Origin of the sequence: Paludisphaera sp. (genome assembly GCF_037189885.1) — a bacterium.
In the GTDB taxonomy this organism is placed as follows: domain Bacteria; phylum Planctomycetota; class Planctomycetia; order Isosphaerales; family Isosphaeraceae; genus Paludisphaera.
In genome coordinates this window covers 14,325-34,978 of the sequence record NZ_JBBCIR010000037.1, presented here as the reverse complement: position 1 = coordinate 34,978, position 20,654 = coordinate 14,325, and the positions used below count along the sequence as shown (strand labels likewise).

General features: G+C 71.0%; 30 protein-coding genes. 27 read left to right on the top strand and 3 right to left on the bottom strand.

Annotated features, from left to right (window positions below; genetic code table 11):
- The first annotated feature begins 129 nt into the window (after positions 1 to 129).
- The 8 genes from WG209_RS12615 (at position 130) to WG209_RS12580 (ending at position 4,478) form a co-directional block, all read left to right on the top strand.
- Positions 130 to 453: a hypothetical protein gene (locus tag WG209_RS12615; protein ID WP_337175404.1), complete on the top strand. Its 324-nt coding sequence runs from the start codon at positions 130 to 132 to the stop codon at positions 451 to 453.
- Positions 454 to 489: 36 nt separating this feature from the next.
- Positions 490 to 1,923 carry a prepilin-type N-terminal cleavage/methylation domain-containing protein gene (locus WG209_RS12610; protein WP_337175403.1) on the top strand — a complete coding sequence of 478 codons (1,434 nt, stop codon included), beginning with the start codon at positions 490 to 492 and terminating at the stop codon, positions 1,921 to 1,923.
- Positions 1,920 to 2,150 carry a hypothetical protein gene (locus tag WG209_RS12605; RefSeq protein WP_337175402.1) on the top strand — a complete coding sequence of 77 codons (231 nt, stop codon included), beginning with the start codon at positions 1,920 to 1,922 and terminating at the stop codon, positions 2,148 to 2,150. The genes WG209_RS12610 and WG209_RS12605 overlap by 4 nt, the downstream gene beginning before the upstream one ends.
- Positions 2,147 to 2,371, top strand: a complete 225-nt coding sequence (locus tag WG209_RS12600; RefSeq protein ID WP_337175401.1) for a hypothetical protein — start codon at positions 2,147 to 2,149, stop codon at positions 2,369 to 2,371. Before WG209_RS12605 ends, WG209_RS12600 begins: the two co-directional genes overlap by 4 nt.
- Before the next feature lie 88 nt (positions 2,372 to 2,459).
- Complete coding sequence (locus tag WG209_RS12595; RefSeq protein WP_337175400.1) at positions 2,460 to 2,714, top strand: hypothetical protein; 255 nt, start codon at positions 2,460 to 2,462, stop codon at positions 2,712 to 2,714.
- Positions 2,711 to 3,382, top strand: a complete 672-nt coding sequence (locus WG209_RS12590; protein WP_337175399.1) for a hypothetical protein — start codon at positions 2,711 to 2,713, stop codon at positions 3,380 to 3,382. The genes WG209_RS12595 and WG209_RS12590 overlap by 4 nt, the downstream gene beginning before the upstream one ends.
- A complete protein-coding gene (locus WG209_RS12585; RefSeq protein WP_337175398.1) occupies positions 3,382 to 4,209 on the top strand; it encodes a DUF5131 family protein in 828 nt (275 codons plus the stop codon). Before WG209_RS12590 ends, WG209_RS12585 begins: the two co-directional genes overlap by 1 nt.
- Complete coding sequence (locus WG209_RS12580; RefSeq protein WP_337175397.1) at positions 4,209 to 4,478, top strand: hypothetical protein; 270 nt, start codon at positions 4,209 to 4,211, stop codon at positions 4,476 to 4,478. Before WG209_RS12585 ends, WG209_RS12580 begins: the two co-directional genes overlap by 1 nt.
- A gap of 468 nt (positions 4,479 to 4,946) precedes the next feature.
- On the opposite strand, the gene WG209_RS12575 is transcribed toward WG209_RS12580, so the two are convergent.
- From WG209_RS12575 to WG209_RS12565, 3 genes are all read right to left on the bottom strand, one after another.
- The gene (locus WG209_RS12575; RefSeq protein ID WP_337175396.1) at positions 4,947 to 5,174 is read right to left on the bottom strand and encodes a hypothetical protein; all 228 of its coding nucleotides are present in this window, start codon (positions 5,172 to 5,174) and stop codon (positions 4,947 to 4,949) included.
- A 761-nt stretch (positions 5,175 to 5,935) separates the two neighbouring features.
- On the bottom strand, positions 5,936 to 6,853 hold the full coding sequence (locus WG209_RS12570; RefSeq protein ID WP_337175395.1) for a recombinase family protein: 918 nt from the start codon (positions 6,851 to 6,853) through the stop codon (positions 5,936 to 5,938).
- Position 6,854: 1 nt separating this feature from the next.
- Complete coding sequence (locus WG209_RS12565; protein WP_337175394.1) at positions 6,855 to 7,571, bottom strand: recombinase family protein; 717 nt, start codon at positions 7,569 to 7,571, stop codon at positions 6,855 to 6,857.
- Between the two features lie 259 nt (positions 7,572 to 7,830).
- Between WG209_RS12565 and WG209_RS12560 the strand changes: the two genes are divergently transcribed.
- The 19 genes from WG209_RS12560 to WG209_RS12470 all read left to right on the top strand — a co-directional run bounded on the left by WG209_RS12560 (position 7,831) and on the right by WG209_RS12470 (position 20,650).
- A complete protein-coding gene (locus WG209_RS12560; RefSeq protein WP_337175393.1) occupies positions 7,831 to 8,124 on the top strand; it encodes a hypothetical protein in 294 nt (97 codons plus the stop codon).
- A gap of 227 nt (positions 8,125 to 8,351) precedes the next feature.
- Entirely contained in the window at positions 8,352 to 8,591 is a 240-nt protein-coding gene (locus WG209_RS12555) for a hypothetical protein (protein WP_337175392.1), read from the top strand.
- A complete protein-coding gene (locus WG209_RS12550) occupies positions 8,581 to 9,177 on the top strand; it encodes a protein Mom (protein ID WP_337175391.1) in 597 nt (198 codons plus the stop codon). The genes WG209_RS12555 and WG209_RS12550 overlap by 11 nt, the downstream gene beginning before the upstream one ends.
- A 119-nt stretch (positions 9,178 to 9,296) precedes the next feature.
- Positions 9,297 to 9,470, top strand: a complete 174-nt coding sequence (locus WG209_RS12545; protein ID WP_337175390.1) for a hypothetical protein — start codon at positions 9,297 to 9,299, stop codon at positions 9,468 to 9,470.
- Position 9,471: 1 nt separating this feature from the next.
- A complete protein-coding gene (locus WG209_RS12540; protein WP_337175389.1) occupies positions 9,472 to 9,792 on the top strand; it encodes an HNH endonuclease signature motif containing protein in 321 nt (106 codons plus the stop codon).
- A gap of 112 nt (positions 9,793 to 9,904) precedes the next feature.
- A complete protein-coding gene (locus tag WG209_RS12535) occupies positions 9,905 to 10,312 on the top strand; it encodes a P27 family phage terminase small subunit (RefSeq protein WP_337175388.1) in 408 nt (135 codons plus the stop codon).
- Between the two features lie 49 nt (positions 10,313 to 10,361).
- Positions 10,362 to 11,993, top strand: coding sequence for a terminase large subunit (locus WG209_RS12530; protein ID WP_337175387.1), 1,632 nt, complete (start codon positions 10,362 to 10,364; stop codon positions 11,991 to 11,993).
- Positions 11,990 to 13,270, top strand: a complete 1,281-nt coding sequence (locus WG209_RS12525; RefSeq protein WP_337175386.1) for a phage portal protein — start codon at positions 11,990 to 11,992, stop codon at positions 13,268 to 13,270. Before WG209_RS12530 ends, WG209_RS12525 begins: the two co-directional genes overlap by 4 nt.
- Positions 13,248 to 13,850, top strand: a complete 603-nt coding sequence (locus WG209_RS12520; RefSeq protein WP_337175385.1) for an HK97 family phage prohead protease — start codon at positions 13,248 to 13,250, stop codon at positions 13,848 to 13,850. Before WG209_RS12525 ends, WG209_RS12520 begins: the two co-directional genes overlap by 23 nt.
- Positions 13,851 to 13,908: 58 nt before the next feature.
- Positions 13,909 to 15,180, top strand: coding sequence for a phage major capsid protein (locus WG209_RS12515; protein WP_337175384.1), 1,272 nt, complete (start codon positions 13,909 to 13,911; stop codon positions 15,178 to 15,180).
- 66 nt (positions 15,181 to 15,246) lie between these two features.
- Positions 15,247 to 15,486, top strand: a complete 240-nt coding sequence (locus tag WG209_RS12510) for a hypothetical protein (RefSeq protein ID WP_337175383.1) — start codon at positions 15,247 to 15,249, stop codon at positions 15,484 to 15,486.
- Positions 15,487 to 16,080: a head-tail connector protein gene (locus tag WG209_RS12505; RefSeq protein ID WP_337175382.1), complete on the top strand. Its 594-nt coding sequence runs from the start codon at positions 15,487 to 15,489 to the stop codon at positions 16,078 to 16,080.
- 11 nt (positions 16,081 to 16,091) lie between these two features.
- Positions 16,092 to 16,406 carry a phage head closure protein gene (locus WG209_RS12500; RefSeq protein WP_337175381.1) on the top strand — a complete coding sequence of 105 codons (315 nt, stop codon included), beginning with the start codon at positions 16,092 to 16,094 and terminating at the stop codon, positions 16,404 to 16,406.
- A 2-nt stretch (positions 16,407 to 16,408) separates the two neighbouring features.
- Entirely contained in the window at positions 16,409 to 16,894 is a 486-nt protein-coding gene (locus WG209_RS12495) for a DUF3168 domain-containing protein (RefSeq protein ID WP_337175380.1), read from the top strand.
- A 14-nt stretch (positions 16,895 to 16,908) separates the two neighbouring features.
- Positions 16,909 to 17,331 (top strand): hypothetical protein, encoded by a 423-nt coding sequence (locus WG209_RS12490; RefSeq protein ID WP_337175379.1) that lies wholly within the window; start codon positions 16,909 to 16,911, stop codon positions 17,329 to 17,331.
- A 51-nt stretch (positions 17,332 to 17,382) separates the two neighbouring features.
- Positions 17,383 to 17,724: a hypothetical protein gene (locus WG209_RS12485; RefSeq protein WP_337175378.1), complete on the top strand. Its 342-nt coding sequence runs from the start codon at positions 17,383 to 17,385 to the stop codon at positions 17,722 to 17,724.
- Between the two features lie 77 nt (positions 17,725 to 17,801).
- The gene (locus tag WG209_RS12480; RefSeq protein WP_337175377.1) at positions 17,802 to 18,032 is read left to right on the top strand and encodes a hypothetical protein; all 231 of its coding nucleotides are present in this window, start codon (positions 17,802 to 17,804) and stop codon (positions 18,030 to 18,032) included.
- Positions 18,008 to 18,388 carry an HK97-gp10 family putative phage morphogenesis protein gene (locus WG209_RS12475; protein WP_337175376.1) on the top strand — a complete coding sequence of 127 codons (381 nt, stop codon included), beginning with the start codon at positions 18,008 to 18,010 and terminating at the stop codon, positions 18,386 to 18,388. Before WG209_RS12480 ends, WG209_RS12475 begins: the two co-directional genes overlap by 25 nt.
- Before the next feature lie 3 nt (positions 18,389 to 18,391).
- On the top strand, positions 18,392 to 20,650 hold the full coding sequence (locus tag WG209_RS12470; protein WP_337175375.1) for a hypothetical protein: 2,259 nt from the start codon (positions 18,392 to 18,394) through the stop codon (positions 20,648 to 20,650).
- Positions 20,651 to 20,654: the final 4 nt, after the last annotated feature.

The following is a 20,654-nucleotide window of genomic DNA, read 5'->3' as shown; positions in this document are numbered from 1 at the left end:
GCGGACGGCGACCGGCCGTCCCCGGGGCGTCACCTCCACGGCCTACACCTCGGCCGCCTGACCCTTCCGTCGCGTCCGCGACGGGGGGACCGTCGCGGGTTCCTCACTTCTTATCGGGAGCCTGTAGAGATGCTGCGCGCGTTGCTCCGGCTGGCGGCCTATCCGCCGGCGATCGTCCTCCACCTCGTCTGCCTCAATCACCGCGATCGGTCGGATCGGTTCGTCGCCGACGACGGGGCGCCCGGGCCCTATCACGACCGGGGGGCCCGGTCCCGCGAGGCCCTCGCGGCGGCGTGGGCCTGGTGGTCGCGCCTCGTGACCTTCGACGTCGTCGTCCTGTCCGGCGCCCTCTGGATCGTGCTGGGGGAGCTGGTGATCCGTCGCGGCTGTCGCGAGGGGTGGTGGCCCGTGCTGGGGGGCTATCTCCGCGACGCGCTGTCGGGGCGGTACTGAGCCGAGCCGAGGATTACCATCCATAGGAGAGCGATCATGTCTCGACACGTCGCGGCGGGTGTGGACTTCGAGGAAGGGTGGCTGGAGCGGCTGATCCGCCCGGAGCGGGTGACGGTCACGCTGGCGTGCGACGGCTGCGACGTCGCGCTGGCGAGGGCCTGCCCCTACGACCAGGCCGAGGACCAGGTGGAGGCGTTGGAGTTCCGGGCGCGGCTGGAGGGGTGGGCGGTGCGCAAGGTCGTGGTCGCCTGCCAGGGGGAGCGTGACTACTGCCCGGACTGCCTGGCGAGGCTGCAATCCGGCCTGGTCACGCTGCTGGGGGAGGAGAAGTACCGGGCGATCCCCCGGGGCTTCACGCTGGTGGAGCTGCTGGTGGTGCTGGTGATCGTCGGCATCCTCTTCGCGGTCGCGGCCCCGGTCGTGCGGACGATGTGGGACTCGCGGCGGGTCGACTCGGCCGCCCGCCTGGTGCAAGGCGAGCTGACGGCGGCGATCGCGAGGGCCCAGCGCGACGGGGCCGCGGGGCTGAGGCTGGTCCCCGATCCGGCCTTCCCGGTCGCCCGGCTGGCGGACGGGTCGATCGACCCGTCGAGGCCGCTGGCCTACTCGCGGATCGAGCCGCTGAGCCTCCCCCCGGCGATCAAGGACGGGCGGGTCTCGATCCGCTCGACGTTCCCGGCCGGCTTCCCGGCCGGCGCGCTGATCCTCGAACAGGAAGTCTCGCGGGACGAGGGCGGGATCCGCGTGCTGGAGGAGCCGACCGCGTGGGCCTGGCGGGTCCGGCTGGGCGACCGCGTCGAGCTGGCGGGGCGGTCCTACACGGTGTGCGGGCCGGTGGCCTCGGCCAATCCCGAGGGCTTCGTCAACTACCCCGGCCCCGGGCCGCTGACGGGCCTGGACCGGGGCGACGGCCCGGCCGAGTGGTTGATGCTGGTCAACGGCCTGGACGACGACGGGGACGGCCACGTCGACAACGGGTGGAACGGCCGGGACGAGAACGGCGACGGGACTCCGGACGACCCGATGGAGTGGACCGAGGAGGAGTCATGGGGGCTGACCGCCCCGGTGCTGGCCTCGGCGTACGCGCTCTACCCCCGGCCCGCGGCGACGCCCTCGGCCGGCGGGGTGGAGCTGGCCGGGGCGGTGGTCGACGCGACGGGGTGGGCGGCCCTCTCCCCCCCGCGATCCCGGCTGCCGGTCGATCGGCTCTCGGGGACCGTCGACCTGGTCGTGCATCCCGACGGCCGGGTGGAGCCGACGACGCGGTACGCCCGGTCGGCCGGCGTCAGGCTCCTCGCCCGCCCCTACCTGCACTTCTGGGTCTGCGACCGGGAGGCGGTGGACGCCCCCTCGGAGGCCCTCGCCCGGCTGGTGACGATCAACTCGCGGACGGGCCTGGTGACGAGCGGCGAGGCGGACCCGGCGGACCCGGCCGCGGCGTTCCGGGCGGCGGAAGGGGGTGGGGATTGAGCGGCGAGGCGATCATCCGGGGGCCGGCGGTGGCCCCCGGCGTCCGGTGCCACTGGTGCGGCGGCGATTGCGAGGTCGCTTTCTGCCCCGGGCATAACTACCTCCCGGGCCGATACGTCCGCTGCCTGTCGCTGGCCTGCCACGCGGCCGGCCCGGTGCGCAAGACGAGGCGGGAGGCCGTGGAAGCCTACTCGCTGGCACTGAAGGCGGAAGGGGGTGGCTCTTGAGCGGGACCGTCGACCCCGCCGACCGGATCCGGATCGGCGAGACGCTGCGGATGAAGTTCGTCGGCGGCGAGCTGGTCGCCGAAGTCGTCGAATGCGACGGGTACAACGTGATTTGGGAGACCCCCGACGGCCGCCAAGGCCGGATGACGGGCCGTCTCTGGGACCTCAACCGCGAGCGGCAACGGACGGCCGCGGAGACGCGATGCGAGGGGTCGTCATGAGGGCCGCGGCGGGCGTCGTCGTGGTCGCGTGGCTCGGGCCGGCGGCGTGGCTGGCCCTGTACTACTTCGTTCGCTTGAGGGGGAACCCATGAAGACTCGCCGTTGCTGCTGGCCGGGATGCGGGGCCGTGGTCCCGGCCTCCATGTGGGGCTGCAAGGCCCACTGGTTCCGGCTCCCCAAGTCGATCCGAGATCGGATCTGGGCCGCCTACCGCCGCGGCCAGGAGGAGGACGGATCGTTCTCGCCGCGGTACGCCGAGGCGTTCAAGGCCGCGAGGGAATTCGCCCTGAAGGCGAACGCCGTCGAGGCCCAGGAACAGACCCAGGGGACGCTGCCCATATGAAGACTACCCAATTGAAGGAACGGCCCATCCTATTCAGCGGGCCGATGGTCCAGGCCATCCTGTCGGGCCGGAAGACGCAGACGCGGCGGGTGTTGAAGCCCCAGCCGGAGCCGTGCGAGGGTGATCGATATCGGTGGGCGCCGCCGGGTGCGAGGTACGACGCGGGCCTCGGCATGTGGATCCCGCTCACGACGTGGCGGGCCGACGTGGAGGTCATGAGGAGCGGCGCGGCGGGCATCGCCGAGTTTTGCCCCTACGGCACCGTCGGAGATCGGCTGTGGGTGCGGGAGACGTTCGCGCCCCGGCTGGACGTGGACCCGCGAGAGGAGCCGTTGAAGGCCCGCGATTACGCGCTCTACCGGGCCGACGGATCGTCCCTCGACGAGCCGCATTGGCACCACTACCCGGATCGGTGGACGCCTTCGATCTTCATGCCCCGCTGGGCCTGCCGCATCGTGCTGGAGATCACGGACGTTCGCGTTGAGCGGCTGCATCGGATCAGCCAGGACGACGCCGCGGCCGAGGGCTTCCCTTGGCTGGACGACCCGATGGAGCTGCCCCCCAAGGGCCGTTTCCGCGAGACCTGGCAGGCCCTGAACGGGGAGGCGAGTTGGGACGCCGATCCCTGGGTGTGGGCGGTGACCTTTTCACGGATCGGAGGTGAGTGATGGGATACCTGACCGGCATCGAGTGGTGCGACCACACCTGGAATCCGTGGCGCGGCTGCGCCCACGCGGCGAGGCATCGGGACGGGACCGGCGAGGCGCCCGAATGCCTCAACTGCTACGCCGAGGACGGTTCGCGGCGCAACGCCGCGAACCTGGGGGAGTGGGGCCCGGGCAGCGCCCGGGCGGTGGGCGTCCCCGCCTACTGGGACCTCCCCCGGAAGTGGGACCGGAAGGCCGAGGCGGACGGCGTCCGGCGGCGCGTGTTCTTCGCGTCGTACGCCGACGTGTTCGAGGATCGGGCCGACCTGGTCCCGCACCGGCGGCGGGCGTTCGACATCATCGACGAGTGCCCCAACCTGGACTTCCTGGTCCTGACCAAGCGGCCGGAGATGGTCGGGACGCTGTGGCCGTGGGGCCGCGAGACGCGGCGCGAGAACGTGTGGCTCGGGACGACGTGCGGGCACCCCGACTCGCTGTGGCGGGTCGACGCCCTGCTGTCCGTCCGGCACCTGGCGGCGCTGGCGTTCGTCTCGGCCGAGCCCCTGCTCGCGCCGCTGGACTTCGGCGGCCGGCTGGGGGGGATCCGGTGGGTCATCGCCGGCGGCGAGAGCCGACTCAGGGGCGAGCCCCGGCCGTGCGACCCGGAGTGGATCCGGGGCGTGGCGATGCAGTGCGAGCTGGCCGGGACGGCGCTGTTCGTCAAGCAGCTCGGCGGCAACCCCGTCGGCCTGTCGCTCTCGCACCCCAAGGGGGGCGACATGGAGGAGTGGCCGGAGGACCTCCGGATCCGCGAGCTGCCGGCGGTCGCCGCGGCGGGGGTGGCGTGATGTCGAGGGCATCCCTGGTGATCGGGGCCGTGTGGAGCGGCGACGGCCCGCCGTCGCATGACGACCTGGAGCGGACGCTCCGGCGGGTGATCGTCGATCACGTCCCCGGCGAGGCGTGGCGGATCGACGTCGAGCGGTGCGAGCGTCGGGCGAAGGATCCTCCGAACCTGATGAGGGTCCGGGCCCGGGGCCCGGCGGATGCGATCGTCCCGCTGGTCCATGCGTTCGAGGCCGGCGGCGTGTGCGACGACTGGCATGCGGTCGACTGACCGAACCATGTCCCGATGATCGGTAACGCAAGGCGACCGGCCCCTGCGAGAGGCCGGTCGCCTTCGTCGTTCCCAGAGCATGACAACCTGCGGCTATCCAAATCTAGGCCTGAAGCGGCTAATCTTGAAGGGGAGAGGCCTCCTCGACGCCGTGATCGGGGGGGCGTCCGCATCCGCGGACGCTCCCGTGGTTGTCTCGATCGCGCCCTGCGAATTATCGATGTCCGACAACCCTCGAACGGTTGGTTCTAGTGGGGCGGTCGCGGTGGGGTCGGCGTGCACCGACGAGAGCTCGTCGCCAACAATCACCTGCGCGAAGGCGGAATCATAACCCGGAGGTGAAGGGGACATCGATGAAGCTACGGTGTGAATGACGTTGCCGGCCGACCTCTTACGAGGCCGTTTCCTGCGTTTGCGATGACCTCGATCGCCCATCCTCGCTCCTCACATAGATCGAAAATCGCAGGGTCATATCAGCCGAACTTCGTGCTCACTGCTGTCCTGTTTGACGATGATGCGTGAGCCTTCTTCGACATGCGTCCAGATGAAGTCGTACAGCGCCAAGGCACGTCTAACGACCTCGGCTTGGCTGTCGGCTCCTGTCCGGTCTAGCAGCCCTATCAACTTCGAGTGCACCTGCTCGGACATTTCGAGATTGAGTCGATGCGGCTTGTTTCCCCTCGGCAGTCGGGGCATGGGAACGCTTCCTGCCCACTCGAGGAAGATGGAAGCGAAGAATCGGCACGCTCGTCAAGAACACGATCCCCGCGACAAAGCCTTCCCTCCAAGGCGAAAGCAACCGGGCGGAATCGTGCGAGATGACGTACGCAAGGAGGCAGAGGCTGGCTTGTGAGGTGATAGTGAGAAGTTTCTCTGGAGAACGAGAAGCCAGGGCCTCTACGGCCCTTGCCCAGACGGACCCCGGAACCTCGGCGATCCCCTCCCACGCCTCGAAATCCGGCGCGAGTGGGGGCGCGTCGGATTGCTTCCGGGCCGATACAGCGGACGGCAGCTTAGCGGACTTCTGAGCGCTCATGCCTCGGCTTCCCCTTTCGGGGGAGCCGACAGCAGGAACGCAGTCGAAAAGTCGCGAGTAACATGACTCGTGGCTCCCCGTTTCTGCGTTCTACCCGGCTTCAGCAGCGTCCCTCGAGTGCCATGCCGATGACTGGGAGAACGGAAGAAGTTGATGCAGAGTGCGAGGACAGAGGCCAAGGGAGAGACGCTGAGCACCAGAAGGCTACATGTCCTCAGACGGGATGTCAGTCTTCCCGTCCGCCACATCTTATGCGCATGTAACCCACAAATCAAGGCAGTCCGTGAGGTGCCAAGCAATTTTCTCCGACCGGACGTATTGGTCGATTGAGGATGTCAGTTCCGGCGGTGGAGTTTGCGGCGTTCGGTGCGCACGAGCGATAGACCGAGGACGCGAGCAACCGGAGCTGCCGTCTCCAGGGTCAGGCCGCACTCGCGGCGGACGAACCGGCCGAGGGACTGGCGGGGGACCTCGGCGGCGGCGGCGATTTCGTAGAGGCTGCGGGGGTCGGCGTCGAGGGCGTCGCGGAGCTGGTCGACGATGCTGGGGGGGGCGGCGGCGGGGGGCATGGGTCGGGACTCCGGGGGATGGGATGGACGCCGACGGCTCCCAGGGCGGCGGCCAGCTCCCGGGCCCGCTTGGCGGCGCGCCAGGGCTTCACCTTGCCGAGGAGGCGGCGGACGGACGTGTGGGACCAACGCTCGGCCCCTTCCTTGGGCCGGTAGCCGAGGCCGGGGAGCGCCTCGGCGATCTTGCGGTAGGAGAGGCCCTCGGCCCTGAGGCGCTCGACGGCCTCCACCAGGCCGGCGTCCTCGGGGGCCGGGACGAGGTGGATCCCGTCCTCGGCCAGCTTCGTGCCGTAGGCGATCTGGCCCCAGCGCTCGCCGGCCTCCCGCTTCTCCTCCCGGGCGCGGCGGGTGCCCTCGCGGACGCTGTTCTTCCAGTGTTCCGAGACGGCGTCCATCATCCGGCGCGTCAGCACGTCGGCCGCCGAGTCGGACCCGGTGCCCTCGTTGGCCGCGACCTTGATCCGCGCCCCCCTGGCCGAGACCTCCAGCTCGATCAGGGCGACGATCAGGGGGTCGGCCCGGAAGAGCCGCGAGCGGTTGTAGGCGACGAGCACGTCGCCGGGGCCCAGCGCGTCGACGGCGGCGCGCAGGCCCGGCCGGGCGTTGATCGGGGTCGCCCCCGAGATGCCCGGGTCGGAGTGGACGGCGGCGACGGGCAAGCCCTCGCGGGCCGCGAAGGCGCGGCAGTCCGCCTCCTGGGCCCGGAGCGAGACGCCCTCGCCGGCCTGGTCGTCGGTGCTGACTCGGAGGTAGACGACGGCGGCGGTCATCTCAGGCACCGCCCCCGTGTACCCCGGGCGGGACGGACCATTTCCCCGTCGCGTAGACGATCCGCGCCCCCTTCATGACGATTCTGGTTATGATCCCGACGGCCGTCTTGGAGCCGGGCTCCAACAGCCTCGTGGCGTCGTGGACGACTAGGAATCCCCCCTGCTCGAGCCGATCGACGGCGGCTCGGAGTCCCCCCCGGTGGTCGATCGACGCCGCGGCCGTGGTGCCGGCGTCGCATTCGACTCCCGCGACTTCCCACCCCGCGCGCTTCGCGTAGTCGATGCAAGTAGCCTCCTGCACGGCGAGCGGTACGCCCGTGATGGTACCTGCCGAGTATGGGTCGCTCCGCATGTAGACGACAGCCCGGGGCTTGGGCGCGGGGCGGTCCTTCTCGCGGACCGCGATCACCTTGGCGTCCCGGTGGGCGACGACGCGTAGGATCGTTTGCAACCCTTCCGAGTCCCGAGCGAGGCGCGTAAGATCGGCGACGATCAGCACGTCGTCTCTGGCGAGCGAATCGATAGCCTGATCCAGCCCCGGACGCTCGCCGATCGCCCGGTTGCCGGACGCGCCGGTCTCGACGTAGACCGCCGTAACGTCCAACCCGTTCCGGGCGGCGTAGTCCCGGCACTCGCCCTCCTGCCTCAGAGTCGACGTGCCGCCGTCGTGCTGGAGTCGGGTCGCTGTGCGGCAGTAGATGACGGCTCGGCGCTTCATGATTTCGGCTCCTGGGTGCGGCGGGGCCCCGGGGGCGGTGCGGCTTCGCACCGTCTCGGGCGGTGCGGCTTCGCACCGTCCGGGCCCGGGGCGGCGGTGCGGCTTCGCACCGGGCCTCCCGGGCCGGGGCCCGGTCGACCTGCCGCGCCCCCATGACCGTGGGGGCGCAACTTCCGGGGATAGGATCAGCGGATTCGGGCCCGGGATTGCTACAATTCGGCGAATGCTGATTTAGGCTCGACATCGCGAGGGAGCGACCATGCCGACCGCCGCCCGCCCGGCCCTCCGAATCCACCAGCCTGGGGGGCGCGACGAAGCGCCCTGGCCGCCCCGGGCCGACCCCCGACGCCCCCCCGCCGGCGACGGCGACGGGCTCCGCTGGCTGAGGTACGGCCGGCTGCCCCACGGGGCCGCGCCGGGATGCTTCCTCGACGTGGTCATCCACGAGGGCCGGCCGCCGGCCGGGATGGACGCGGGCTTCGACCCGGTGACGGGCCGGTGGTACACGGTCCGGGTGGTCGACCCGGCCGACGCCCTGGGCGGTGCGGGGTGACACCGGCCACGCGCGCGTAAGGTCACCCGCGGGGTTTTTGCCCGGGATCCGAAGTATCGCGTCCCGCGCAAGTTCCGACGCCCAACGGAGATAATCGGACGGGAAATTTTCTCCGGACGCCGTTTGTATAGCACTTCTAGGTGTCGGGGCGGACGCCCCATGCCGTTCAAGCGAGGCCCTCCCGCGACGCCGCGGCGAGGGCTTCTTCGTGCGCCACGAGGATCGCCATGCTCGCCTATCACGCCGGCAACATCGGGACGGTGGCCGCGGCCGCGACCGTATTCGCCGTGGGGCAAGCGACCCAGCAGCGCGTGGGCGAGTGGGTCGGGATCGGGCTGCTGGTCTGGTCCGGGATCCTCGCCGCCTATGACCGCTGGTTGGCGCTCCGGCGGCGGAACGAACGGCTCGACTTCGAAGCCAGGCTGGCCCGCTCTCGGGCCGAGGCCGGGGGGGCGGATGGCGGCTGACCTGCACTTGCGCGAGGCGACCTACCGTGAGGTCGTCCAGGCGTGCTCATCGTGGCACTACACGGCCACGGTGCCGGCCGGACACATCCTGCGGATCGCGGTCCATGAGCGGGGCGAGTTCCTCGGCGTGGTCCTGTTCAGCCGGGGCGCCAACCACAACATCGGCCGCCCATTTGACCTCGAGCAACGCGAGGTGTGTGAGCTGACCCGCGTCGCATTGAGGGCCCACAGAACTCCCGTGTCGCGGATCATCCGGATCGCGCTGATGCTCCTCAAGAGGTCGCGCCCGGACGTCCGGCTGGTCGTGTCCTACGCGGATCCCGATCAAGGCCACCACGGCGGGATCTACCAGGCGGGAGGCTGGGCGTACCTACCTGGCAAGCGGCACGGCTCGTTCGACGTGGCCTGTCCGGACGGCGTGCTGAGGCACGCCCGGAGCGCCAGGTCCGTCTATGGATCGATCGCGGGGTTCCCGCTGATCCACAAGGTCGACAAGCACAAGTACGTGATGGTCATCGACGACGCGCTCAGGCCGCTCGTCGACGGCATGGCGCGGCCGTATCCGCCGCGCGCGGGCGCCGCCTGAAGCCCGCACACCCCGCGTCCGAAGCATTGGCGGTGATGCGCCATCCTCCCAGGATGGCCAAGGCGGTTCGAATCCGACCCGGACGCTTCCGCGAACCCCTGAAGATTGGAGGGACGATGATGTCCAAGACTATCGGCGGGGCGGAGCCCTACCCCGCCCTGATGCTCCGCCGGCCGATCGCCCGGCGCGTCGACGCGCCGGCCGTCCCCCGGCCCTCGCTGCTCACGGCGACGTGGGTGGCGATGATGGCGGCCGGGGTGATCCAGATGCTGGCCTCGATCCTCGGGGGCTGACGTGCCCTCGAAGATCCCGTACCACAAGCCGCCCGGCGCGTCGGCCTCGCGCCATCGCGACTATGACCGGACGCGGCGGGACGGCGAGTCGAAGGCTTTCTACAACTCCAAGGCGTGGCGGTCCGTCCGGGCGATGAAGCTCCGGCGCTCGCCGCTGTGCGAGCTGTGCTCCCAGGCCAAGCCCCGACGCCTCACGCCCGGCACCCACGTCCACCACGTCGTCGAGCTGCGGGACGCCCCGGACCTCGGCCTGGTCGTGGAAAACCTCCAGACGCTCTGCCACGGCTGCCACAGCCGCCTCCACGCCTCGCGGCGGGCCTGAAGCCCCCCCAGGGGGGGGTGAATCTTCCGCGGCCTTTCGGCCGCAGACCGTGGTTGGTGGCTCGCGCGCGCCGTGACGAAATTGGCGAATCAACCCCGGGGGGCTCCGATCGATGAGAGGCCGCAAGCCCAAGCCGACCGCCCTGAAGATCCTCGACGGCGACCGGGCCGACCGCATCAACCGGGCCGAGCCCCGGCTCCCGGAGGCCGACCTCGACCCGCCCGACCATTTCTGTTGCGACTCCGACGGCCTCGACTTCGCGCGCGAGCACTGGGACGAGCTGGCCCCGATGCTCGCCTCGGTGGGGCTGCTCACCGAGGGGGACCGGCCGGCCCTCGCCCTGCTCTGCGAGGCCCACGCGCTCATCCGGCTGGACCCGCTCGACTACAAGGCCCGGGACCTCTACCGGCGGATGCTGGTGGAGTTCGGGCTCACCCCCAGCTCCCGCTCCCGCGTCGCGGCGAAGGCCGAGACGCCGGCGAACCCGCTGGCGGACTTCCTCATGACCGACGCGGGCTGACCCCTCGGCCCCTCCCCTCCAAAGGTCGACCGACCGAACATGAACCATCGTGGATCAGACACAGCGACGGACGGCGCCGGACCCGAAGTGGATCCGCAACGCCTCCGACCGCCTGGCGGTCGGGAAGGGCTGCTGGTTCGACGAGACGCCGGGCCTGAAGGCCATCGCCTTCATCGAGGCCCACTGCCGGCAATCCAAGGGCCGGTGGGGTGGGAAACCGCTTCGGCTCCTCGACTGGCAGAAGGACTTTTTGATGCGACTGTTCGGGTGGCGGAACCCGGACGGCACGCGAAGGTTCCGCCGGTTCTACCTTGAGGTCGCCAAGAAGAACGGCAAGTCGACCATGCTCAGCGCGCTGATCCTCGTCTTCTGCCTGCTGGACGGGGAGTCGGCGCCGGAGATCCACGTCAACGCCGTGGACCGCAGCCAGGCCGGCATCATCTTCGACGAGGCGGCCCGGATGATCGAGGCGTCGCCCGACGTCCTCCGGCCGATGTTCCGCCTCTGGAAGCCGAAGAAGCGGGCCGCCTGCGAGCTGAACCACGGCGTCATCCAGGCCAACTCGGCCGACGTCGCCTCCAAGGACGGGGCCAACCCCTCCCACGTCGTCTTCGACGAGCTGCACCGCCAGAAGAAGCGGGACATGTGGGACGTGTTCGCCTACGGCTCGGCCGCGCGGACCCAGCCCATCCTTGGCTCGATCACCACCGCCGGCGAGTCGGCCGACGGGGTCTGGCACGAACAGCGGGAGTACTCGGAGAAGGTCAACGAAGGGGTCTACGACGACATCTCCCACCTGGGCGTCGTCTACCGGGCCCTGGAGACGGACGACCTCGACGACCCCGCGACGTGGCGCAAGGCCAACCCCTCGCTCGGCGTGACCATCCGCGAGGAGGACTTCCGCCGCGAGCTGGAGGAGGCCAGGCGCAACCCGGCGCTCTTCGCCGTCTTCAAGCGGCTCCGGCTGAACATCATCACGGCCGCCGACACGGCGTTCGTCCCGCTGGAGCGGTGGGACGCCTGCGGCGCCCCGCCGACGCCCCTGGGGCCCTCCGACGCCATCTTCGCCGGCCTCGACCTCTCGACGGTGGACGACCTCTCGGCGCTCGCCTGGATCAAGGGGGACGTCCACGACGGCTTCGACGTCCACGCGATGTTCTTCCTGCCCGAGGAGGGGATCGAGGAGCTGGAGGTCAAGCACCAGGCCCCCTACCGCGAGTGGGCCAAAATGGGCCTCATCACGCTCACCCCGGGCAACGTCGTCGACTACCGCTGGATCCGCAAGCGCGTCCAGGAGCTGCACGCCGGGCACTCGCTCCGCAAGCTGTTCGTCGACCGCGCCCAGGCCCTGGACCTCTGCCTGGCGCTCCGGGACGAGGACGGGATCGACGTCGAGTTCTTCTCCCAGGGCATCATGTCCGTGACGGTCCCCACGCGGGAGCTGCTGCGGCTCATCCTCTCGGAGCGGCTGAGCCACGGCGGGAACCCCATCCTCCGCTGGAACGCCTCCAACGCCGTCGCCGTGCGCGACTCCAACGGCAACATCAAGATCGACAAGAACCGCCCGCGCAAGAAGGTCGACGGCCTCTCGGCCCTCGTCAACGCGATCGCCGCGGCGACGTCGGGCGGCGGCGAGTCGTCCGCGACGGTCTACGATTCCGAGGAGCTGCTCATCCTATGACCGCCTCATTCGGCAGCTTCACGGCGGACGCGGGCGCCGCCCCGACGCCGGCACCGGAAGCGCGCGGCTTCCTCGGGGAGGAGGTATTCTTCCCCCCCGTCGACGACACGGCCGGCATGGTCGTGAACCCCTGGACGGCGGTGAAGTTCCCTGCCCTCCTGGCGGTCCTCAACGTCCTGGCGACCGACGTCGCGGCGCTGCCGTGCCGGGTCTACCGGCGGCAGGAGGACGGCGGCCGCCTGATCGCCGCCGACCACCCGGTGGACGACCTCCTCAACGTCTCCCCCGACGGCGAGACCACGGCGATCTGCTGGCGTCAGGCCCTCATGGTCCACGCCCTGCTCTGGGGCAACGGCTACGCCGAGATCGTCCGCAAGGGCTCGCGGCCGGCCTCGCTCCACCTGATCGACCCGTCCTCGATCGTCGTCGTCCGCAACCCCGCCACGCGGGCGCTGGAGTACCACCTCTCCAACGGGCAGAAGCTCCCCTCGTCGAAGGTCTTCCACCTCGCGGGGCTGGGCTTCGACGGCGTCTCGGGATGGTCCTTCGTGGAGCTGATCGAGCGGGCCATCGGCGTCGGCCTCGCGGAGGAGGCCTTCCAGGGGGATTTCTTCCGCAACGGCTCGGACCCGGGCGGCGTCATCTCGCTGCCGAAGAAGTTCGAGAACCGGGAGAAGAAGCTCCAGTTCATCAAGGACTGGAACGCGCGGTTCAAGGGGCCCGGCAAGCGGCACGGGACGGCCGTCCTGGAAGAGGGCGGCACCTACACCGCCACCACGATCGACCCCGACAAGTCGCAGCTGCTGGAGGCCCGGAAGTACCAGGTCCTCGAAGTCGCCCGGCCGTGGCGGGCCCCCCCGCACAAGGTCGGCGACTACTCCCAGGCCCACCTGGCCAACCTCGAATCGAGCAACCAGGACTACCTCAACACGGCCCTCATGCCGTGGCTGGTGGCCTTCGAGCAACAGGCCGCGCTCAAGCTCTTCTCCCCCGCCGAGCGCAAGGCCGGCGTCTACGCCGAGCACACCGTCGAGGCCCTGCTCCGCGGCGACCTGCTGAAGCGGTATCAGGCCTACGAGGTCGCGATCCGCAACGGCTGGATGAACCGGGACCAGGTCTGCCGCAAGGAGAACGCCTCGCCGATCGGCAAGTCGGCCGGCGGCGACAAGTACACCGTCCAACTCAACCTCACGACGCTGGACCGGGTCGGCGCGCCGGACCCGGTCCAGCCGACCCCCACCGAAGGCCCGACCGATGTCGACCCGCCCGCAGCCTGACACCCGCTCCCTCCCCGCGGCCGAGCTGCGCGTCGACCAGGTCGACGGCAAGGGCCGCATCGTGGGCTACGCGGCCGTCTTCGACAGCTTCAGCAACGACCTCGGGGGCTTCCGCGAGGTCATCCGGCCCGGGGCGTTCGCCGCGGCCATCGCGGGGGCGGACGTCCGCCTGGTGGTCAACCACGACCCGTCGCTCATCCTCGGCCGGACCCGCAACGGGACGCTCCGGCTGGCGGAGGACTCGCGGGGGCTCCGCGTCGAGGCCGACCCGCCCGACACGCAGATGGCCCGCGACTACATGGCCCTCATCGACCGCGGCGACCTGAGCGAGATGTCGTTCCGGTTCTACATGCACGAGGACCCGGACCGGGGGCAGCTCTGGCGCTCCGGCCCCGACGGCGTCATCCGCGAGATCACCGAGTTCGCCCGGATCGACGACGTCTCGATCGTGGCCTATCCGGCCTACCGCGCCACGGAGGTCTCCGTCCGCTCGCTGGACGGGGCCCGACGCGCGGCCGCCTCGGTGGACCCCTGGGCCTTCCGGGCCGAGGTCGAATTGATGATCGCGGCGGCCGACTGACGAGGCCTCCGTCCCCCCCGCTCGCTTCCCCCCCATCTCCCCCCTGGACCAACACACGATGAAGACCGCCGTGCAGCTCCGCGAGGAGCGAGCGGGCCTGATCACCCAGGCCCGGACCAAGCTCGACGACGCCCAGAAGCGCGAGGGCGGCCCGACCGCCGAGGACCGCTCCGAGATCAATCGGCTGATGGACTCCGCGCAGTCGCTGAAGGACCAGTACGAGACGATGGAGACGGTGGAGGCCGCCGAGGCGGACCTCGACTCGGCCGACTCCCGCGTCTCGCCGCCGATCGGCTCCGAGGGCCGCTCGGCCGGGGCCGCGTCGCCGAAGGGCGAGGCCCGCACCGCCGCGGACTTCCGCGCGTCGGAAGAGTATCGCTCGGCCTACTCCGACTACCTCGCGACGGGCCAGATCCCCTTCTCCCGCATCCCCCGCGAGTTCCGGGACACCGTCCTGGGGACCGACGGCAAGGGCGGCTACCTCGTCACCCCGACGCAGCTCGCGGGCGAGATCGTCAAGGCGATCGACGACATGGTGTTCGTCCGCGGCCTGGCCCGGATCCAGCGCCTCCGCGCCGCGAAGTCGCTGGGCGTCCCCCGGCTTACCTCGCGCATGGCCGACGCCGACTGGACGTCCGAGGTCGGGGCCGTGACGGAAGACACCACCATGGCGGTGGACCGTCGCGACCTGAAGCCCTACCTGATGAGCAAGCTCTCGAAGGTCTCGATCGAGGCCTCCGACCGCGACTCCAACGTCGAGGCGCTCATCCGCGACGAGCTCGTCTACAAGAACGCCGTGACCGAGGAGAAGGCCTACCTCACCGGCAGCGGCACGGGCCGGCCCCTGGGGATCTTCACCGCGTCCTCCAGCGGCGTCCCGACGTCCCGCGACGTCACCGGGACCAACACCACCACGGCGATCGGGGCCGACACCCTGATCGCGATGAAGTACAGCCTGAAGCCGGGCTACAGGTCGGACCCCACCTGCCGCTGGGTCTGGAGCCGCGCGGCGATCGAGGCCATCTCGAAGCTGAAGGACTCCACCAACCAGTACCTCTGGCAGCCGTCGGTCCAGGCCGGGCAGCCCGACCGCCTGCTGGGCATCCCGGTCGCGGAGAGCGAATACGTCCCCGCGACGTTCACGACCGGCCTGTACGTCGGGGCCATCGGCGTCTTCCGCTACTACTGGATCGCCGAGGTGGACGACCTCCGCATCCAGCGGCTTGTGGAGCGCTACGCCGACACGAACGAGGTCGGCTTCATCAGCCGCCGGTGGGTCGACGGCGCCCCGATCCTGGCCGAAGCGTTCACGCGCTGCAAGCTGGGCTGATCGCCGGGCCCCGCCCCGGGCGGCCCTCGCGCCGCCCGGGGAGGCCCCCATCCCCCGGAGCCCCACGTGAAGATCCGCATGCTGACCATCCTGGCCGGCCCCGGCGGCTGCGTCGACGCCGGGGCCGAGGCCGACGTCCCGCTCGCCATGGCGATCGACCTGGTGTCCGGCGGCTACGCCGAGGCCCTGGAGCCGTTCCCGGAGCCCGAGCCGGACCCGCCCTCGGCCCCCGAGCCGGAGCCGGAACCCGAGCCGGAGACGGAAGCCCCCGCCGCCGAGAAGCCGTCGAAGAGGAAGGCGAAGTAAATGGCCCGCCGACTCGTCGTCCCGCCCGCCTCCGAGCCGCTGACGCTGGAGGAGGCCAAGCTCCACCTCCGGGTCGACCACGACCTGGAGGACGCCGCGATCCTCCGGCTGATCCGCTCGGCGCGCGAGGCCGCCGAGGAGGCGACGTCGCGCACGCTGCTCCCCACGACCTGGTCGCTGAGGCTGGAGCGCTGGCCAGCCCCGGAATGCGTCGACGGCCGGCTGGTCCGGGAGATCCGGATCGAGGACGCCCTCCTCTCGGTCGTCTCGGTCTCCTACCGCGACGCCGACGGCGTCGTCCAGGTCCTCGACCCGTCCGCCTACGACGTCGACGAGGGCCCCCCCGGCCGCCTCCGGCCGGCCCACTCGCACGACTGGCCGCGCGTCCGCCCGGGCCTGGGGGCCGTCGAGGTGGTCTACACGGCCGGCTACGCCTCGGCCGAGCTGGTCCCCGCCAGCCTGAAGGACTGGATGCTCCTCCACGTCGGCACCCATTACGAGAACCGCGAGGGCGTCGTCCCGGGCGTCTCGGTCGCCGAGCTGCCCGGCCTCGACGGCCTGCTCTCGCCGGCCCGCTGGGGGGGCTATCCATGAGGGCCGGACGCATGCGGTCTCGGGTCGAGTACATCGTCGACCAGCCGAACGGCCGGGGGCCGGCGGGCGGGGTGAAGACCGTCCCGGCGGTCCTCTGGGAAGCCTTCGCCGAACTCCGCCCCCTGTCCATGCGGGAGACGCTGGAGGGCGGCGGCGTCGAGTCGGAGGTCACCCACCGGCTGGCGATCCGCCATCGCGACGGCGTGACGTCCGAGGGCAGATTCCGCCTCAAGGGCGCCTCGCGGACCTTCGAGATCGCGAGCGTCCTCAACGTCGAGGAACGCAATCGCGAGCTGGTCTGCCTCGTGATCGAGAAGGGAGGCTGACCGTGGCCGTCCTCGGCTCGCTTCGCCCCCTGGGGTCGCTGAACCCCTTCGGCTCGCTCGGGCGATCCGTGGTCCCCGTCCATCGGCCGGCCAGCCTCCGAGAAGCCGTCCAGTGGCTGCTCTCGCGAGACCTCGCGATCAGGGCCCTCGTCGGCGATCGGGTCCACCCCGACGGCCTCCCCCAGCCCCCCGTCCACCCGGCGGTCACGACGCTGTTCATCGGCGGGTTCGACGGCCGCGACTACGGGGGCCGCTCGCACTCCACGACGCGGCTCCGCGTCTCGTGCTGGGCCGAGACCCCGGAGGACCTCGACGCGCTGGCCGGGGCCGTGAAGGCCCTGTTGACGGACTTCGTGGGGCGGGTGGGCGACGTCTTCATCGGAGACGCCTGGCTCGTCAACGGGGTGGACGTCCAGGGCGCCCCCGGCGCCGGGTCGTCCGCCTGGCCCCGCCAGGCCCTCCTCGACTTCCAGATCCAATCCCTCTGACAGGAACACCGCGGATGGCATACATCACGGCCGGCGTCGGCTTGGGCGTCAACAAGGCCGGCACCGGGACGACCTACGCCCCGATCGACGGCGTCACCAACATCCAGCCGCCGCAAGAGTCGGCGGCCGAGGTGGAGACCACGAACTACGCGAGCGCCCGGGCCGAGAGCCGCCCCGGCCTGGCCGACTCGGGCTCGGCCACGATCGACATCGACTTCGACCCGGCGGACGAGGATCACCTCTACCTCCAGTCGATCGTCGGCGTCACGAAGCCCTGGCGGATCACCGTCCCGGGCGAGCAAGACCTCACGATCGACTTCGACGGCTACATCACCGGCTGGAACCCCAACCTGAACGCCCGGGGCGCGAAGGCCACCAGCCAGTTCGTCATCCGGGTCACCGGCCTGGTCGTCTACGACCTGGCGCCGGCCGCCTGACGTCGGGCCCGCGGCGTCGTCCTCCCCCATGAACCCGAGTAGGTCCCCCGCATGAGCATCAACAGCAAGCTGGATTTCTTCGCCGTCGCCCCCAGGCTCCGCGAGGCCGAGGTCGAGATCCCGGGCACGGGCAAGACCGTCCGGGTCCGCGAGCTGACCGTCGGCCAGCGGATCGAGTTCGAGCGCCGGGCGAAGGCCCGCACCGAGGCCGAGATCGCCTCCTGCCTGCTGATCGCCAGCGCGATCGACGAGAGCGGCGCCCCCCTGTTCACCCAGGACGACGAGGCGGCCCTCAACGCCCTGAGCCTGAACGTCTTCCCGCCGTTCATGAAGGCCCTCACCGACCTGAACGCCCTGTCGGCCCAGGACGTCGAGGACGCGGAAAAAAACTGAGGGAGGACGACGCCGCGCTGTTCGCCTTCCGCGTGGCGTCGTCCGTCCATAGGACCGTCGGCGAGATCGAGGCGGGCATGTCGTCCAGCGACCTGACCCGCTACATGGCCTACTGGCGGATCGACCCCCGGCCGGACCCCTACACGGCGGCGGCGGTGGTCGCCTACTGGATGGCCGCGATCCACGGGAACAAGAACGTCGACCTGGATACGTTCGTGCTCCGGATGCCGGTCCCGGAGACGCCCGCTCAGCGGCAGCTGCGGTTCCTCATGGGGTTCAGGGCATGCCCAAGGAAATCAAGGGCCTGAGGCAATTCCAGGCCAACTGCCGGCGGCTGTCCGGCGAGATCGACGGGCTCGTCGGGCCCGCCTTGCGGGCCGCGGCCGTCGCGATGGCGGGCCACGCGAAGGGCAACGCCCCGGTCGACGAGGGGACGCTCCGCTCGGACGTCGGCGTCCGGCCGCTCCCGGGCGGGGGGTTCGTCGTCGGCGTCTTCGGCGAGGCCGAGGAATACGCCGGTTACGTGGAGTTCGGGACCGAGGATCAGGCCCCCCGGCCCTTCATGACCATGGCCCTCATGCAGACCCTCGCGGAAGCCCCGGGGATCGTCCCCCCGCTCGTCGACGGGCGGATCCGGGGGGCGGTCAAGTCCTACAAGGTGTGACCCATGCTCGGCCGTCTCGTCGTCCCCGTCGTCTCCGACGCCAGCGGCTTCAAGGCCGGCCTGGCGTCCGCCTCCGCGCAGGCGGAGTCGTTCTCCCGCACCTTCGAGAAGACGCACGGGGGGATCCTCGCCCGGCTCGGGACCGCCTCCGGCATGGCCCGGGGCGCGCTCGAGGTGGGCGACCTGGGCCGGGCCGCGGTGACGGCCGCGGTGGGCGTCGGCCGCCTGCGCCTGGCCTTCATGGAGGACGGGGCCGCCGCGGACAAGCTCCGGGCGCGGCTCGACAAGGCCCGGGCCGGGCTGATCGCCGTCCGCGACGCTTCGTACAAGGCCCGGCTGGGCCTCGTGGGGCTGGACCTCGGCCTGTTCACGGCGCGGCTCGCCAGGCTCGGGGGCGAGGGCGCCCTGGGCGCGGCCAAGGGCCTCGGCCGGATCGTCATGGCCGGGGTCACGCTCGGCGCGTCCCTGTTCCGGGCGGGCGAGTCGATCAAGCAGATCGGCGAGGAGGCCGGCCGCTCGGCCCACTTCTTCGGGAAGTTCGCCGCCGCCGCCTCGCGGCGGGATTGGGGGAAGGCGGTCCTGTACGGGGCCGGCTCCATCCAGAGCCTGGGGCGCGCGGCGACCTGGCTGCCGGGGCTGGCCGGGGGCGTGCTGGGCGTCGGCCGGGCGGGCCTGCTTGCCGGCGCGGGCCTGCTCCAGTTCGGGGGCGGCCTCGCCAAGATCGGCTGGCAGGTCGGGAGTCGGGGGCTGGGGATGATCGTCGGGGGCCTGTCCTCGGTGGTCTCGACGGCCTTCTCGGCCGCGACCAGCCTGGCCAAGGTCGGGTCGCTGGTGGCCGTCGTCGCCGGCTACCTGGGCGTCAAGGCGGCGGCCTCCGCGGCCCACCTGAACGAGACGTTCAACGCCACGAAGGAGACCTTCAGCGACTCGGCCGACGGGGTCATCGCGGCGTCCAAGGAGATGCAAGTCGCCTTCGGCACCAACCAGCACGCCTTCCTGGAGGGCTCCAACAGCCTCGGCGCCCTGCTCCAGGGCATGGGCTACGCCACCGAGGACAGCGCCAAGCTCGGGACCAACCTGGCGAAGCTGGCGGCCGACGCCTCGGCCTTCCGAGACGTCCCGCTCGACGTGGCCCTCGGCAAGATCCGGGCGGGCATGTCCGGCGAGAGCGAGCCCTTGAAACAGTGGGGCATCATCATCGACGACTCCACCGTCAAGGCGTACGCCTACGCCAACGGGCTGGCCAAGCAAGGGGAGGAAGTCTCCAACGCGGCGAAGGCCCAGGCCCGCATGGCGCTCATCACCCGGGGCCTCGCGAAGGACCAGGGCGCCCTCGCCCGCGAGGCGACCGGCCCGGCCGCCCAGATGGCCGAGTTCTGGGGCCGCGTCCAGGCGCTGACCGACACCGTCGGGGCCTCGCTCTCGCCGGCGTTCGGCTCGGCCCTGGAGGTCATCAACGTCGGCATCGCGGCCGTCACGGACAACTGGAATTGGTGGTCGGGCGTCGTGACGGACTTCGTCGGCGGGGCCGGCTCCCTGCTGATGTCGTGGGGGTCGTCCGTCCTCGACTTCTTCGAGCTGTCGGGCCAGGGCTCGAACGCCTGGCAAATCGCCCTCGGCTTCGTGGCCAACGCCTGGCAGGCGGTGGGGATGGCGTTCAACGTCGCGTCCAGCATCATCCTGACGGGGCTGTCGACGGTGACGGGCGCGCTGGGGCTGCTGGGGAAGGGCCTCGACTGGATCCTCGAAAAGACGGGCGTGGGGGCCTCCGGGATCGGGGATTACTTCGATCGGCTGAGCGGCCGGCTCATGGACCAGGCCGAGAAGCAGGCCGAGAAGTTCAAGGCCGAGATGCGACAGCCGTGGGCCTCCATGCGGGGGGACGTCGAGAAGATCGACGGGGCCATCAAGGGCGTCTTCGACGGCGTCGGCGACGCCTACAAGTCGGCGGCCGACAAGATCAAGGCCGCGAGGGAGGCCGCTTCCGCCCCGCTGAACTTCACCGCGACCCAGGCGGTGACGTCCCTGGAATCCCCCGAGAAGGCCAGGAAGGAGAAGCGGGGCGACGTCCAGTCCGGGGCCTTCGAGTTCGGCTCGAAGGAGGCGTCGTCCATCGCGGCCCGGACCATGTTCGGCGGCGTCAACAACGAATGGACCGTGCGGACCGCGAAGGCCGCGGAGGCGACCGTCAAGGCGATCGAACGCCTCGGCAAGCGGCTCCCGGCGGCCAACGCGGACCCGGTCGTGGGGCTCATGGCATAAACAA

What these genes read in the sequence shown, in the direction of transcription:
- WG209_RS12500 (WP_337175381.1), top strand. Translation starts at nt 16,092, where the DNA reads ATGCGGTCTCGGGTCGAGTACATCGTCGACCAGCCGAACGGCCGGGGG.
- WG209_RS12515 (WP_337175384.1), top strand. Translation starts at nt 13,909, where the DNA reads ATGAAGACCGCCGTGCAGCTCCGCGAGGAGCGAGCGGGCCTGATCACC.
- WG209_RS12555 (WP_337175392.1), top strand. Translation starts at nt 8,352, where the DNA reads ATGCTCGCCTATCACGCCGGCAACATCGGGACGGTGGCCGCGGCCGCG.
- WG209_RS12550 (WP_337175391.1), top strand. Translation starts at nt 8,581, where the DNA reads ATGGCGGCTGACCTGCACTTGCGCGAGGCGACCTACCGTGAGGTCGTC.
- WG209_RS12570 (WP_337175395.1), bottom strand. Translation starts at nt 6,853, where the DNA reads ATGACCGCCGCCGTCGTCTACCTCCGAGTCAGCACCGACGACCAGGCC.
- WG209_RS12590 (WP_337175399.1), top strand. Translation starts at nt 2,711, where the DNA reads ATGAAGACTACCCAATTGAAGGAACGGCCCATCCTATTCAGCGGGCCG.
- WG209_RS12485 (WP_337175378.1), top strand. Translation starts at nt 17,383, where the DNA reads ATGAGCATCAACAGCAAGCTGGATTTCTTCGCCGTCGCCCCCAGGCTC.
- WG209_RS12595 (WP_337175400.1), top strand. Translation starts at nt 2,460, where the DNA reads ATGAAGACTCGCCGTTGCTGCTGGCCGGGATGCGGGGCCGTGGTCCCG.
- WG209_RS12525 (WP_337175386.1), top strand. Translation starts at nt 11,990, where the DNA reads ATGACCGCCTCATTCGGCAGCTTCACGGCGGACGCGGGCGCCGCCCCG.
- WG209_RS12475 (WP_337175376.1), top strand. Translation starts at nt 18,008, where the DNA reads ATGCCCAAGGAAATCAAGGGCCTGAGGCAATTCCAGGCCAACTGCCGG.
- WG209_RS12490 (WP_337175379.1), top strand. Translation starts at nt 16,909, where the DNA reads ATGGCATACATCACGGCCGGCGTCGGCTTGGGCGTCAACAAGGCCGGC.
- WG209_RS12580 (WP_337175397.1), top strand. Translation starts at nt 4,209, where the DNA reads ATGTCGAGGGCATCCCTGGTGATCGGGGCCGTGTGGAGCGGCGACGGC.
- WG209_RS12560 (WP_337175393.1), top strand. Translation starts at nt 7,831, where the DNA reads ATGCCGACCGCCGCCCGCCCGGCCCTCCGAATCCACCAGCCTGGGGGG.
- WG209_RS12585 (WP_337175398.1), top strand. Translation starts at nt 3,382, where the DNA reads ATGGGATACCTGACCGGCATCGAGTGGTGCGACCACACCTGGAATCCG.
- WG209_RS12615 (WP_337175404.1), top strand. Translation starts at nt 130, where the DNA reads ATGCTGCGCGCGTTGCTCCGGCTGGCGGCCTATCCGCCGGCGATCGTC.
- WG209_RS12535 (WP_337175388.1), top strand. Translation starts at nt 9,905, where the DNA reads ATGAGAGGCCGCAAGCCCAAGCCGACCGCCCTGAAGATCCTCGACGGC.
- WG209_RS12470 (WP_337175375.1), top strand. Translation starts at nt 18,392, where the DNA reads ATGCTCGGCCGTCTCGTCGTCCCCGTCGTCTCCGACGCCAGCGGCTTC.
- WG209_RS12505 (WP_337175382.1), top strand. Translation starts at nt 15,487, where the DNA reads ATGGCCCGCCGACTCGTCGTCCCGCCCGCCTCCGAGCCGCTGACGCTG.
- WG209_RS12565 (WP_337175394.1), bottom strand. Translation starts at nt 7,571, where the DNA reads ATGAAGCGCCGAGCCGTCATCTACTGCCGCACAGCGACCCGACTCCAG.
- WG209_RS12610 (WP_337175403.1), top strand. Translation starts at nt 490, where the DNA reads ATGTCTCGACACGTCGCGGCGGGTGTGGACTTCGAGGAAGGGTGGCTG.
- WG209_RS12480 (WP_337175377.1), top strand. Translation starts at nt 17,802, where the DNA reads ATGTCGTCCAGCGACCTGACCCGCTACATGGCCTACTGGCGGATCGAC.
- WG209_RS12575 (WP_337175396.1), bottom strand. Translation starts at nt 5,174, where the DNA reads ATGCCCCGACTGCCGAGGGGAAACAAGCCGCATCGACTCAATCTCGAA.
- WG209_RS12520 (WP_337175385.1), top strand. Translation starts at nt 13,248, where the DNA reads ATGTCGACCCGCCCGCAGCCTGACACCCGCTCCCTCCCCGCGGCCGAG.
- WG209_RS12545 (WP_337175390.1), top strand. Translation starts at nt 9,297, where the DNA reads ATGTCCAAGACTATCGGCGGGGCGGAGCCCTACCCCGCCCTGATGCTC.